Below are 13,412 nucleotides of genomic sequence, written 5' to 3'. Positions count from 1 at the left end.
CGGTCAGGCCGGCGCGAACCATGTCGCGGGGTCGACGGGCGCATCGCCCTCCCGCACTTCCAGATAAAGCGTTTCCGGCTGGCGTGCGCCACCACCCTGCGCCGTTTCGGTCAAGATTTCGTGCGGCGCGGGCAGCTCTCCGCCCATCAGGCCGATGGCCGCGCCCTCCGGCAGGATCTCCCCGGTACGGCCATAGACCTCGGCCAGCCCCGCGAGGATCACCAGCACGCCGGCGGCCGGCTCGAGGATCGCCACATTGCCGTAATCGAGCAATTCGCCGCGAAACCGCAAGGTCGCCGCGACCGGCGTGGAGACGAGGCTGCGCGGCGCGGTGGCGATGACGAGGCCGGGCCGCGCGACGCCGGAGGCATCCGCCTCGCCGAAGCCGCGCAGCACCTGCCCCTGCACCGGCAAGGCGATGCTGCCCTTGAGCGCCGAGGCGTCGGGTACCGTGCTCGACAATTCGGTGTCGACGGTCTGTGCCAGCCCCGAGGCAAAGGCGTCGAGCGTGTCGGTCGAGGCCAGAAGCAGGGCCGTCGCCACCGGGTCCTCGCTGAAGCGCAGCGGCAGGTCGGTGCGCTCCGAGATTGCCTCAGAAAGGGCGCTGCGCGCCGTCTGCGCCCCCGCGAGCCCCTCCTCCAGCGTGCCGATAGCGCTTTGCTGCAAGGCGGCGAGGTCGGCGGCCTCCTGCAGATCGGCGCGCAGCGCCTCGGCCTGGGCCTGCAGCGCCGGCGTCACCTCGGTCGCGATGAGGCCCGAGCGCGCGGTGCCCAGAGACCCCGCCGGGTGCAGCAGCAACAGCGGCGCGGGCGCGCGCGACATCGACAAGAGCGCCCCAAGAAGCCCCGCGATCTCGGCCCGCTTGGCGTCGAGTTCTACGGCGATGGCCCGCTCGCGGATCGCTGCGCGGCGCAGCCCGTCGCGCAGCGCCTCCAGCCCTTCCTCATAGGCGCGCACCGTCTCGGTCAGCGCCGCGACCCGGTCGCGCGAGGCCTGCGCCGCTGCGAGCGACTGGCTCGCGGCGGCAAGCCGCGCCGCCGCCGCCTGCGCCGCCGTCGCCGTGTCCTGCGCCATGGCGGTCCCGGCAGGTCCGGCCAGCAGCGCCAGCGCGAGGAGCAGCGCCGCCCTCATTCGATGAGGCTGCGCCCGGTCATCTCGGGCGGCAGGTCGAGCCCCATGAGATCGAGCAGCGTCGGCGCGAGATCGGCGAGCCGGCCTTCGCGCAGCCGCGCGCCCTCGGGCCCGCCGAACAGCGCCACCGGCACCGGGTTGAGCGTGTGAGAGGTGTGCGGCCCACCGGTCTCGGGGTCGATCATCGTCTCGCAATTGCCGTGATCGGCAGTGACGATCATCACGCCACCCGCCTTTTCGAGCGCTGCGCAGACCCGCGACAGGCCCGCATCCACCGCTTCGCAGGCGCGGATCGCCGCAGCCAGATCGCCGGTATGACCGACCATGTCGGGGTTGGCGAAGTTGGTGACGATCAGGTCGTAGCCCTTCTCGATCGCGCCGACGAAAGCTCGGGTCACCTCTTCGGAGGACATCTCGGGCTGCATGTCATAGGTCGCGACATTGGGCGACTTCGGCATGAACCGGTCCTCGCCCTCCTCCGGCTCCTCCTTGCCGCCATTGAGGAAGAAGGTGACATGCGGGTATTTCTCGGTCTCGGCCAGACGGAACTGCGAGCGGCCTTTGGCAGCGACCCATGCGCCCAGCGTGTTGACGATGTCGCGCTTGGGGAACACCGCCTTGTACCACGCCACGTGCCGGTCGGAATATTCCACCATGCCCAGACGCGCGGCGAGCGCCGGGGTGGCGCCCCGATCAAAGCCGTCGAAATCGGGATCGGCTATGGCGGCGAGGATCTCGCGCGCGCGGTCGGCGCGGAAGTTGAGGCAGAAGAGCCCGTCCTGCGGCTGCAGGCCCTCGTGGTCGCCGATCACGGTGGCGGGGATGAACTCGTCGGTCTTGCCCGCGTCCCAGGCCGCCTTCACCGCCGCGAGCGGGTCGTCGGCGCGGGGGCCTTCGCCCCGCATGATGGCGTCATAGGCAGTCTTCACCCGGTCCCAGCGGTTGTCGCGGTCCATGGCGAAATAGCGGCCGATCACGGTGGCGATCTTCGTGCCCTCGGGGAGCCTTTCGATCAGGTCCTCGAGATAGGCGTCCGCCGAGGACGGCGCCACGTCGCGCCCGTCGGTGATGGCATGGATCGTCACCGCCACGTCGCGATCGCGCAGCGCCTTGGCGGCAGCGACGATATGGTCGAGATGGCCGTGAACACCACCATCCGAGACGACGCCGAACAGATGAGCCGTGCCGCCCGAATCCTGCAATGTCTTGGCGAAGTCGACGATCGCCTCGGCATCGAAGAAGGAGCCGTCCTCGATCGCGAGGTCGATCTGGCCCAGATCCATCGCCACGACCCGGCCCGCGCCGATATTGGTATGGCCGACTTCGGAGTTGCCCATCTGGCCCGAGGGCAGGCCGACATCGGGTCCATGGGTGGTCAGCGTCGCGTGCGGGCCTTGCATGATCCGGTCGAAGGTCGGGGTCTTGGCGAGGGCGGGCGCGTTGCCGGTGGTCTCCTCGCGCTGGCCCCAACCGTCGAGGATGCACAGGACCACGGGTTTGGGTATCGCCATCTCGAAAGCCTCCTCGGAAAATCTCGTGGTCAGTCCTGAGGCAAAGCGGCGGCGATGTCCACCAAGGCGGGATCAGACCCTGTGATAGGGCGATCCGGCGAGGATCGAGGCCGCGCGGTAGAGCTGTTCGCACAGCATCGCGCGCACCAGCATGTGCGGCCAGACCATCGGCCCGAAGGAGAGCATGGCATCGGTGCGAATGCGCAAGGCGGGGTCGATCCCGTCGGCACCGCCGATCACGAAGGCGATTTCCGCGCGGCCCTGATCGCGCCAGCCCGCGAGCATCTGCGCGAAATCGGGCGAGGTCATCTCGCGACCGCGCTCGTCCATGGCACAGATCACGGCGCCGTCCGGAATGGCACGGTCCAAGAGCGCGGCCTCGGCGGCCATGCCGCCACCCTTGCGGTCGTCGACTTCGCTGATGGTGAGAGGGCCGAGGCCCAGCGCCCGCCCGGTTCGGTCGAACCGGGTGGTGTAGTCGTCGACCAGCGCGCGTTCGGGGCCGGATTTCATCCGGCCCACCGCGCAGATCCTGACGCGCATCAGCGGAAGCTATCGGCGGCCGCCCCGGAAGGCGCCCACATCTTCTCCAGCTGGTAGAACTCGCGCACCTCGGGTCGGAACACGTGCACGATCACGTCGCCGGTGTCGATCAGCACCCAGTCGCCGGTTTCCTTGCCCTCGGTCTTCGAGAGCACGCCGTATTCCTGCTTGAGCTTGTCGGTCAGGTGTTCGGCGATGGCGGCGACCTGACGGGTCGAGCGGCCCGAGGCGATCACCATGTAATCGCCCATCTCGGAACGCCCGCGCAGATCGATCTGCACGACCTCTTCGGCCTTGTCGTCATCGAGGGAGACGAGGATCGCTGCCAGCAGCTTTTCGCTCGTCGCGGAGGGCGCCCCGGCCATCAGGCCCGCGCCCTGGGGAGCAGCTTGCGCCGCTTGGGTGGAAAGGGACAGGTCATCATCCTCCGGTTTCACGCCGCCGACTTTGCCCCGGCGCCGGGCATATGTTCAATGTAGCAAGGCAGGGGTCCGTTTTCAACGATCCCGGTCCTCGCCTGCCGTCACTCGGCGGCGGGTTGCGCGACACGCAAGGCGGAGCCATCGAGCACCCGAACCTCGCGTTGCGGAAAGGGAATCGAGATGCCCTCGGCCTTGAACGCATCCCAAAGCGCGAGGAACACGTCGCCGCGGATATTGGTGAGCCCCGCCGTCGCATCGTCGATCCAGAAGCGCAGGGTATAGTCCACGCTCGAATCGCCGAAGGCGGTGATATGGCAGACGGGGGCGGGCTTTTCCAGAACCCGCGTGCAGCCCGCTGCGGCGGCGGTCGAGACCCGCCGCACGAGGTGCGGGTCGTCGCCGTAAGAGGCGCCGAAGGAGATATCGATGCGCACCGAGTTGTCGGAATGGGTCCAGTTGACCACCTGCGTGGTGATCAGGTCCTCGTTCGGAATCAGGTATTCCTTGCCGTCGCGGGTGACGACGGAGGCGTAGCGCGCGCCCAGAGTCGAGATCCAGCCGAAGGTCTCGCCGAGCGAGATGACGTCACCGGGTTTGATCGACTTGTCCAGAAGGATGATCAGCCCCGAGACGAGGTTTGACACGACCTTTTGCAGGCCAAAGCCCAGGCCCACGCCGATCGCGCCCGACAGCACGGCGAGGCCGGTCAGGTCGACCCCCACCGCCCGCAGCCCGACGAAGACCGCGATGCCGTAGAACAGAAGCTGCGACAGCTTGACCGCCAGCACCTGCATTGAGGGGCTGATCTCGCGGTTGCTCTCGATCCGGTGCGCCGAGGTGCGCGCCAGCAGGCGCGCGATGAAGAAGGCCACGCCCAGCACCAGCGCCGCCTTGAGCACCAGAAGTACCGAGATCCGCAGATCGCCCAGATCGATCGAGAGGCTGTCGAGCAGCCGCGCGGTTTCGTTCGTCAGGTCGAGGATGCGCAGCGTGATCCAGGTCCAGGCGCCGTAACGCACCACGCCGCGCAGCAGCGGGTTCGAGATCAGGCGCGACACCAGCGCTACGAAAAGCCACCCCGTGGCGAGATTGGCCACGATCCGGAGCACGGCCGCGCCGCCCAAGGGCGCCAGCTGTTCGACCACGGCGACGGCGATCCAGGCCAGCACCACGAACAACACCGCGCGCAGCCGCCGGTGCAGCGTCACCGCGTAGCGCATCCGCCAGCGCGGCCAGCCGCTGCGTTTGCGCATCCAGTCGTGCAGCTTCGGCCCAAGCCAGGCCCGGCCCAGATGCGCCAGCACGAAGGCCCCGAGCAGGATCGCGACCTGCCAGGCGTTCCAGGGCTGCATCACGCCCTGCGTCACCCGTTCGGCATCCCGCAGAAGCCGTTCGCCGAAATCGCTCGCGGCAGCGGCGATCACCTCGGGCGCTTCGGCCGCCTGCTGCGCCATCTCGGCGGCGGTCTCGCCCGCCTCCGCCGTGGCAACCCCTGCCACGTCGTCCAACCCGGTCTCCGGCTCCATCGCCCGCTCCGCCCTGCCTCATTGCTCCGGAGCATGTAGCGCCCCCGCCCCCCGGTCCAGCCGCCACGACGTCTTGACGCCGCGACGGGGCGAGGTGCGCCTGTGGGGCCGTGCGCGGGCCTCTTGTGCCGCAGGGTCCGACGGAGTATCTGGGCGCCATGACACGGGTCTTCGACATGGACGATCGCGCGCGGCTGCCTTGGCGGTTCTTCGGCGCGACCTGCACGATCCTCGCGCGGCTTTGACGCGGCGGGGCGCGATTGCGCGCCCGATCGACCCCTGGGCGCGCAATCGCGCCCCGTCACCTACATCCAGCCGCAAGAGGATATCTCCCATGACCGGCAAGACACTTTACGACAAGATCTGGGACGCCCATCTCGTTCATCAGGCCGAGGATGGCTCGAGCCTGATCTACATCGACCGCCACCTCGTGCACGAGGTCACCAGCCCGCAGGCCTTCGAAGGGCTGCGCATGGCGGGCCGCCAGGTGCGTGCGCCCGAAAAGACCATCGCCGTGCCGGACCACAACGTCCCCACCACCGAGGGGCGCGACAAGGTCATCGAGAACGAGGACAGCCGGATCCAGGTGGATGCGCTCGACAAGAACGCCCGCGATTTCGGCATCAACTACTATCCCGTCTCTGACGTGCGTCAGGGCATCGTCCACATCGTCGGCCCCGAGCAGGGCTGGACCCTGCCCGGCATGACGGTCGTGTGCGGCGACAGCCACACCGCGACGCATGGCGCCTTCGGCGCGCTGGCGCATGGCATCGGCACATCGGAGGTCGAGCACGTGCTCGCGACCCAGACGCTGATCCAGTCGAAGTCCAAGAACATGAAAGTGGAGATCACCGGCAAGCTGGCGCCGGGCGTCACCGCCAAGGACATCACGCTTTCGGTGATCGGCAAGACCGGCACCGCGGGCGGCACCGGATATGTCATCGAGTATTGCGGCGAAGCGATCCGCGCGCTGTCGATGGAAGGCCGGATGACGGTCTGCAACATGGCGATCGAGGGCGGCGCCCGCGCCGGGCTGATCGCGCCCGACCAGACGACCTTCGACTACGTCAAGGGTCGCCCCCACGCGCCGAAGGCCGCGCAGTGGGAGGCCGCGATGGACTGGTGGAAGACGCTCTATTCCGATGACGACGCGCATTGGGACAAGGTCATCACCATCCGCGGCGAGGACATTGCACCGGTCGTCACCTGGGGCACCTCGCCCGAAGACGTGCTGCCGATCACCGACGTCGTGCCCGCGCCCGAAGCCTTCAAGGGCGGCAAGGTCGAGGCCGCCAAGCGCGCGCTCGACTACATGGGGCTGACCGCCGGCACGCCGCTCAAGGACATCAAGATCGACACGGTGTTCATCGGGTCCTGCACCAATGGCCGGATCGAGGATCTGCGCGCCGCGGCCGCGATCCTCAAGGGCAAGAAGATCAAGGACGGCATGCGCGCCATGGTCGTGCCTGGCTCGGGCCTCGTGCGCGCGCAGGCCGAGGAAGAGGGCCTGGCCGACATCTTCAAGGAGGCGGGTTTTGAGTGGCGCCTCGCGGGCTGCTCGATGTGTCTTGCCATGAACCCCGATCAGCTCTCGCCCGGCGAGCGCTGCGCCGCGACCTCGAACCGCAACTTCGAGGGGCGTCAGGGCAAGGGCGGGCGCACCCACCTGATGAGCCCGGCGATGGCGGCGGCCGCCGCGATCACCGGACATTTGACCGACGTGCGGGAGATGATGTGATGGACAAGTTCGAAAGCTTCTCGGGCGTCGCCGCCCCCATGCCGCTGGTCAACATCGACACGGACATGATCATCCCCAAGCAGTTCCTGAAGACCATCAAGCGGTCGGGGCTGGGCGTGAACCTGTTCGCCGAGATGCGTTTTCTCGACGACGGATCGGAGAACCCCGATTTCGTGCTCAACACCCCGGCCTACCGCAACGCCGAGATCATCGTCGCCGGCGACAATTTCGGCTGCGGCTCCTCGCGCGAGCACGCGCCTTGGGCGATCAAGGATTTCGGGATCAAATGCGTGATCGCGACCAGCTTCGCAGACATCTTCTTCAACAACTGCTTCAAGAACGGCATCCTGCCGATCGTGCTGCCGCAAGAGCAGGTCGATGTGCTGATGAAGGATGCCGAGAAGGGCTCGAACGCGCGGCTCGACATCGATCTCGAGAATCAGACCGTGACCACCTCCGAGGGCGAGAGCTTCGCCTTCGAGGTCGACCCGTTCCGCAAGCATTGCCTGTTGGAAGGCCTCGATGACATCGGCCTGACCCTGGAGAAGGTCACCTCGATCGACGGCTTCGAGGCGCAAGCGAGTCAGGCCCGGCCCTGGGTCTGACCTCCGATCCATCCAAGGTTGATTCGACCATGAATGAGGCGGCCCCAAGGGCCGCCTCATTGCATTTGAACCCTGTACGAACGGATATTGCCGCAAGGTCATCTTGGAACAACATCATATGGTGCCCTGTTAGGGGCTTGGCCCTATATACGAGCCTCGGCCCTGCTTCATTCTGGGTGAAATGCCGCATTATGGGTCCATTACTGCGCCTCGCACGTCGCAAAAGCGCCGCAGTTCAAGGGCTTCTTGTTAACTATTCGTTGCTGCCTTCATCGGGAAAGGGCACAAATAGTGGCAGGATTGAGGCAAATCGGCCCGCATGGGCCGTATCACGCCGGTACAGAGCCGCGACAAGCAAACGTGGCCGCCCGGTGCAGGAATGGGCAGACTATGGTCACGCGATTGACAGGAGGACTCCTGCGAGCGGCGCTGGTGGTGTTGATGATCGCGACACCTTCGATGCTGCTGCCGGCAGGTGGATCGGGCACCCCCGAAATCGTCGCCCTCGTGGCGCTGGCCGCCGGGCTGTTCACGGCGGTCGAATACACCTCGCTTTCGCCGAGCCTCGTCGAATTCCGCGACGCCCAGCCCTTCAACCGGATCCGCTTCGTGACCACGGCCGCGGCGGTGTTCCTGCTGTCGCTGATGATCCGCGACGCCGCGGGCGAGGCCTCGACCATCACCGCTCTCGTCGTCGCCTTGGCCACACCGCTGGGCCATGCGCTCGACATCCCCTATTCGCCGGTGCGGTTGGTGATGCTGACCCTGCCCGAGGGCACGCCCGCCGTGCTCGCCGATCAGGTGCGCACCGGTGCTGCGCTGAGCTACCTGATCTCGCTGGGGTCGCTGGTGACCTTCGCGGCAATGCTGCGGTTTCGCGGCTGGCCGATGCGCAGCGGCAATTTCAACGTCTGGATCAACCTGCCCACCTTCGACCCGACCGCGGGCCCCGACGTGATCTGGCGGCTGCGCCGTGACGGGCAGTTCAACCTCGTGCTGGGCTTCCTGCTGCCCTTCGTGATCCCGGCGCTGATGGCCCTTGGCGGGCCGGTGTTCGGCCCTCTCAACCTGTCGAACCCGCACACGCTGATCTGGACCCTCACCGGCTGGGCCTTCCTCCCGGCGAGCCTTTTGATGCGCGGCGTGGCGCTGCAACGCGTGGCCGACATGATCGGGGCCCAGCGCGAACGCGCCACGGCGCGCGAGGCCGGGCTGCTCCCCGCATGACGCCCGGGGCGCGCGCCCGTGTCGCCGCCCCTCTCGTCCTTGCCACGCTGCTGCTGGCCGGCACCGCCCCGGCCGAGCCGATCCGCCTCGCCACCTATGATCCCGGCCTGAGCCGTGACGGGCCCGGCCTGCTGCTGCGCGACATCCGACGCGGGGAGGCGCAGGCCTCTGATGCCGCCCGGATCATCGCCCATGCCGCCCCTGACATCCTGCTGCTGACCGGCTTCGACCACGACTCGCAAGGCGTGGCCCTCGCGGCCTTCGCGACGCTGCTGCGCGACACCGGCGGGCCGGACTATCCGCATCTGCTGACCCTGCCCTCCAATGCCGGGCTCGCCTCTGGGCTCGACCTCGACGGTGACGGGCGCGAGGGGGCCGCGCGCGACGCACAGGGCTATGGGCGCTTTACCGGCGACGGCGCGATGGCGCTGCTGTCGCGATTTCCGGCGGAACCGGTCCGCGACCTTACTCCCATGCTCTGGCGTGACCTCCCCGGCGCGACCCAACCCGTATCCAACGGCGCGCCCTTCCCGTCCGAGGCGGCGCAGGCGGCGCGGCGATTGTCGAGCACCGGGCATTGGGTGCTGCGGCTGCGAACGCCCGACGGCCCGCTCACCCTCATGGGGTTCGCCGCGACGCCGCCGGTGTTCGACGGCCCCGAGGATCTCAACGGGCTGCGCAACCGCGACGAGATCCGGGCGTGGCAGCGGCTCATGGATGGCGATCTCGGCGCGCCCCCCTCCCCCCCCTTCGCGATCCTCGGCCTGGCCAATCTTGATCCCGCCGACGGCGCCGGGCGACGTGCTGCGATGCGCGACCTCCTGGGCGATCCGAGGCTCATCGATCCACGCCCCGCGAGCGCCGGGGGCCGCGCCCATGCCGACGCCGATCACGCGGGCGACCCCGGCCTCGACACCGCCGATTGGGACGCGGCTCCCGATGGCCCCGGCAACCTGCGCGTCGATTACATCCTGCCGTCGCGCGCGGGCCTTTCAGTGATCGAGGCGGGCGTGGTCTGGCCCGAAGGCGGCGAGATCGCCGAGATCGCGGCCCGCGCCTCGGCGCATCGTCTGGTCTGGGTCGACGTTGAGTTGGAGTGACGCCCCGCTCCGCTCCGGGAAACACCCCGCGCAAACTTGACCCTGCGGCGGCCTCGGGCTACCGCATCGCCATTCCATTCGTTTCAAATCGGAGCGCGCAACGTGTCCAATCCTTCCCTTCTGATCCTCGCCGGAGACGGCATCGGTCCCGAAGTCATGAACGAGGTGAAGAAGATCATCGGCTGGTACGGTGACAAGCGCGACCTCGCCTTCGACGTCGAGGACGATCTCGTCGGCGGCGCCGCCTTCGACGCCCATGGCACCCCGCTCACCGATGCGACCATGGAAAAGGCACAGAACGCCGATGCGGTGCTGCTCGGCGCCGTAGGCGGGCCGAAATACGACACGCTCGACTTCTCCCAAAAGCCCGAGCGCGGCCTCTTGCGCCTGCGCAAGGAAATGGACCTGTTCTCGAACCTGCGCCCTGCGCAGTGCTTCGACGCGCTGGCCGATTTCTCCTCGCTCAAGCGCGACGTGGTCGCCGGGCTCGACATCATGATCGTGCGCGAGCTGACCTCCGGCGTCTACTTCGGCGAGCCGCGCGGCATCCACAAGGAAGGCAACGAGCGCGTCGGCGTCAACACCCAGCGCTACACCGAAAGCGAGATCGCCCGCGTCGCGCGCTCGGCCTTCGAGCTGGCCCGCCGTCGCAACAACAAGGTCTGCTCGATGGAGAAGGCCAACGTCATGGAATCGGGCGTGCTCTGGCGTCAGGTGGTGACCGAGATCCACGAGGCCGAGTACGCGGATGTCGAGCTGAGCCACATGTATGCCGATGCAGGCGCGATGCAGCTCTGCCGCTGGCCCAAGCAGTTCGACGTGATCGTCACAGACAACCTGTTCGGCGACCTGCTGTCGGACGCCGCCGCGATGCTGACCGGCAGCTTGGGCATGCTGCCCTCGGCAAGCCTCGGCGCGCCGATGGCCAATGGCCGCCCCAAGGCGCTCTACGAGCCGGTGCACGGCTCGGCCCCCGACATCGCGGGTCAGGGCAAGGCCAACCCGATCGCCTGCATCCTGAGCTTCGCCATGGCGCTGCGCTACAGCTTCGATCAGGGCGCCGAGGCCGAACGGCTGGAGAAGGCCGTCGAGAAGGTGCTCGCCGATGGCAAGCGCACCGCCGATCTGCTCGGACCCGAGGGCGGCACGCCGATCTCGACCGCCGAGATGGGCGACGCGATCGTCGAGGCGCTCGACGCCTCGCTCTGAGCGACCTGCGGGCGGGGAAAACCCGCCCGCCCTCCCGCTCCCCGCCTTGCATCGCCCTCCGGGCTCGGCCAATGGTGGCGCCAACACCAACAGGCTGACCGGGAGAACGCGCATGGGCAACAATGCGAAAGGCGCGCTGCTGGCGCTCGTGTCCTTCGGCGTCTTCGCCACGCATGACGTGATCGTCAAGGTGCTGGGTGGCGGCTACTCGCCGGTGCAGCTCATCTTCTTCTCGGTGACGCTCGCCTTCCCTTTGGCGATGTTCATGATCATCGGCGACCCCGAACCCGGCACGCTGCGCCCGCGCCATCCTTGGTGGGTGGCGCTGCGCACCGCCGCGGGTCTGCTCACCGCGATCTCGGCCTTTTACGCCTTTTCGGTGCTGCCCCTTGCGCAGGTCTACGCCCTCATCTTCGCCTCGCCGCTGATCATCACCGTGCTGGCGATCCCGGTCTTGGGCGAAAGCGTCGGTCCGCGCCGCTGGGGGGCGGTGCTGGTGGGGCTCGTGGGCGTTCTGGTGGTGTTGCGCCCCGGCGCGACCGAGCTGGGGCTGGGGCATCTCGCGGCGCTGGGCGCGGCGATCGGCGGCTCCACCGCCTCGATCATCGTGCGCAAGATCGGCAACGAGGAGCGGCCCATCGTGCTGCTGCTCTACCCGATGATCGCCAACTTCGTGGTGATGGGTGCCGCGCTGGCCTTCGTCTACAAGCCGATGCCTGTGTCGCATTTCGGACTGATGGCGCTGATCGCGGTGCTGGGCTGGATCGCAGGCCGCATCATGGTGTCGGCCTACTCCACCGGCGAGGCGGTGGTGGTCGCGCCGATGCAATACAGCCAGATCATCTGGGCCACCGCCTATGGCGCGCTGTTCTTCGACGAATTGCCGGACGGGCCCACGGCGCTGGGCGCGGGCATCATCATCGCCTCGGGGATCTACATCGTAGCGCGCGAGGGGCGCGGCGGCAATTCGGCGCATCGTCCCGTCTCGCGGACCCGGCTGCGCTACGAGACCGGATCGAGCCCCCGCGCCAGCGTGCTCAAGCGATTCCTGCGGCCCGGACGGTTCCGCGCGGAATGAGCGCAGGCCCTCTTGCAAAGCCGCAAGCAAGGCGTTAGGTCGGCGCCACGGTCGGAGTGTAGCGCAGCCTGGTAGCGCACCTGCTTCGGGAGCAGGGGGTCGGAGGTTCGAATCCTCTCACTCCGACCAGTTTTTCCCCGCATGACAGCCTTGCGACGTCTTCGGACGCTTTCCCTTCCGTGGCGAAACATGTAGGGACCTCACGAACTTTCAGGAGGCTCCAGAACATGGGCTACAAGGTCGTCGTCGTCGGCGCCACGGGCAACGTGGGTCGCGAAATGCTCAACATCCTGGACGAGCGCGCGTTTCCGATCGAGGAAATCGTCGTTCTCGCCAGCCGCCGCTCGCTCGGCACCGAGGTGAGCTTTGGCGACCGAACTTTGAAAACCCAGGACCTCGCCGCCTTCGACTTCACCGGCTGGGACATCGCGCTCTTTGCCGTGGGCTCCGAGGCCACCAAGGAATACGCCCCCAAGGCCGCCTCGCAGGGCTGCGTGGTGATCGACAACTCGTCGCTCTACCGCATGGACCCCGACGTGCCGCTGGTGGTCCCCGAGGTCAACGCCGACGCGGTGATGGGCTATACCAAGAAGAACATCATCGCGAACCCCAACTGCTCGACCGCGCAGATGGTGGTGGCGCTCAAGCCGCTGCACGACCGCGCCCGGATCAAGCGGGTCGTCGTCTCGACCTACCAGTCCGTCTCCGGCACCGGCAAGGACGCCATCGACGAGCTGTGGAACCAGACCAAGGGCATGTATGTCCCCGGTCAGGAGGTCGAGCCTTCGGTCTATCCGCGCCAGATCGCCTTCAACGTGATCCCGCATATCGACGTCTTCATGGAAGATGGCGGGACCAAGGAAGAGTGGAAGATGATGGTCGAGACCAAGAAGATCCTCGACCCCTCGATCAAGCTCACCGCGACCTGCGTGCGGGTCCCGGTCTTCGTCGGCCACGCGGAATCGATCAATATCGAATTCGAGGAGTTCCTCGACGAGGACGAGGCCCGCGACATCCTGCGCGAGGCCCCCGGCATCCTCGTGATCGACAAGCGCGAGCCCGGTGGCTACGTCACCCCCGTCGAATGCGTGGGCGACTATGCCACCTTCATCTCGCGTATCCGTCAGGATGGCACGGTCGAGAACGGCCTGAACCTGTGGTGCGTATCCGACAACCTGCGCAAGGGCGCCGCGCTCAACGCGGTGCAGATCGCCGAAGTGCTGGGCCAGAAGGCCCTCAAGAAGGGCTGAGCCCGCCTCAGACCTGCACGAGGCGGCGCCTTGCCTTGCGCGCCGCCTCGCCTACAACCCTCTCCGGCGGAG

Annotated in this window: 13 protein-coding genes and 1 tRNA gene; 9 read left to right on the top strand and 5 right to left on the bottom strand. The window is 67.7% G+C overall.

Annotated elements, in window-relative coordinates; all coding sequences use genetic code 11:
- Positions 1-3: 3 nt before the first annotated feature.
- The 5 genes from ACJASC_RS00155 to ACJASC_RS00135 form a co-directional block, all read right to left on the bottom strand.
- Entirely contained in the window at positions 4-1,131 is a 1,128-nt protein-coding gene (locus tag ACJASC_RS00155) for a murein hydrolase activator EnvC family protein (protein ID WP_415142541.1), read from the bottom strand.
- A complete protein-coding gene (gene gpmI / locus ACJASC_RS00150) occupies positions 1,128-2,642 on the bottom strand; it encodes a 2,3-bisphosphoglycerate-independent phosphoglycerate mutase (RefSeq protein ID WP_415142539.1) in 1,515 nt (504 codons plus the stop codon). Before gpmI ends, ACJASC_RS00155 begins: the two co-directional genes overlap by 4 nt.
- Before the next feature lie 72 nt (positions 2,643-2,714).
- Positions 2,715-3,185: a 23S rRNA (pseudouridine(1915)-N(3))-methyltransferase RlmH gene (gene rlmH, locus ACJASC_RS00145; RefSeq protein WP_415142537.1), complete on the bottom strand. Its 471-nt coding sequence runs from the start codon at positions 3,183-3,185 to the stop codon at positions 2,715-2,717.
- Positions 3,185-3,550, bottom strand: a complete 366-nt coding sequence (rsfS, locus tag ACJASC_RS00140) for a ribosome silencing factor (RefSeq protein ID WP_415143036.1) — start codon at positions 3,548-3,550, stop codon at positions 3,185-3,187. Before rsfS ends, rlmH begins: the two co-directional genes overlap by 1 nt.
- 158 nt (positions 3,551-3,708) lie before the next feature.
- Positions 3,709-5,133, bottom strand: coding sequence for a mechanosensitive ion channel family protein (locus ACJASC_RS00135; protein WP_415142535.1), 1,425 nt, complete (start codon positions 5,131-5,133; stop codon positions 3,709-3,711).
- Between the two features lie 110 nt (positions 5,134-5,243).
- Here ACJASC_RS00135 and ACJASC_RS00130 point away from each other — a divergent pair, with 110 nt between their 5' ends.
- The 9 genes from ACJASC_RS00130 (at position 5,244) to ACJASC_RS00090 (ending at position 13,340) form a co-directional block, all read left to right on the top strand.
- Positions 5,244-5,378, top strand: coding sequence for an isopropylmalate isomerase (locus ACJASC_RS00130; protein ID WP_200861242.1), 135 nt, complete (start codon positions 5,244-5,246; stop codon positions 5,376-5,378).
- Positions 5,379-5,467: 89 nt separating this feature from the next.
- Positions 5,468-6,871, top strand: coding sequence for a 3-isopropylmalate dehydratase large subunit (gene leuC, locus ACJASC_RS00125; protein ID WP_415142532.1), 1,404 nt, complete (start codon positions 5,468-5,470; stop codon positions 6,869-6,871).
- Positions 6,871-7,476 carry a 3-isopropylmalate dehydratase small subunit gene (gene leuD / locus ACJASC_RS00120; protein ID WP_415142530.1) on the top strand — a complete coding sequence of 202 codons (606 nt, stop codon included), beginning with the start codon at positions 6,871-6,873 and terminating at the stop codon, positions 7,474-7,476. The genes leuC and leuD overlap by 1 nt, the downstream gene beginning before the upstream one ends.
- Positions 7,477-7,878: 402 nt before the next feature.
- A complete protein-coding gene (locus ACJASC_RS00115) occupies positions 7,879-8,703 on the top strand; it encodes a hypothetical protein (RefSeq protein ID WP_369385336.1) in 825 nt (274 codons plus the stop codon).
- Positions 8,700-9,803 carry an endonuclease/exonuclease/phosphatase family protein gene (locus ACJASC_RS00110; RefSeq protein ID WP_415142528.1) on the top strand — a complete coding sequence of 368 codons (1,104 nt, stop codon included), beginning with the start codon at positions 8,700-8,702 and terminating at the stop codon, positions 9,801-9,803. The genes ACJASC_RS00115 and ACJASC_RS00110 overlap by 4 nt, the downstream gene beginning before the upstream one ends.
- A gap of 102 nt (positions 9,804-9,905) precedes the next feature.
- Positions 9,906-11,012 (top strand): 3-isopropylmalate dehydrogenase, encoded by a 1,107-nt coding sequence (gene leuB / locus ACJASC_RS00105; protein WP_415142526.1) that lies wholly within the window; start codon positions 9,906-9,908, stop codon positions 11,010-11,012.
- 112 nt (positions 11,013-11,124) lie between these two features.
- Positions 11,125-12,090, top strand: coding sequence for a DMT family transporter (locus tag ACJASC_RS00100; RefSeq protein ID WP_045319563.1), 966 nt, complete (start codon positions 11,125-11,127; stop codon positions 12,088-12,090).
- A gap of 52 nt (positions 12,091-12,142) precedes the next feature.
- Positions 12,143-12,219, top strand: a tRNA-Pro gene (locus ACJASC_RS00095).
- A 98-nt stretch (positions 12,220-12,317) separates the two neighbouring features.
- The gene (locus tag ACJASC_RS00090; RefSeq protein ID WP_415142524.1) at positions 12,318-13,340 is read left to right on the top strand and encodes an aspartate-semialdehyde dehydrogenase; all 1,023 of its coding nucleotides are present in this window, start codon (positions 12,318-12,320) and stop codon (positions 13,338-13,340) included.
- The last annotated feature ends 72 nt before the right edge of the window (positions 13,341-13,412 follow it).

It is taken from the genome of Limimaricola cinnabarinus, from assembly GCF_047631075.1.
Taxonomy (GTDB): domain Bacteria; phylum Pseudomonadota; class Alphaproteobacteria; order Rhodobacterales; family Rhodobacteraceae; genus Limimaricola; species Limimaricola cinnabarinus.
Note: the sequence above shows the minus strand (reverse complement) of the source record. Positions and strands in the feature narration are given on the sequence as shown.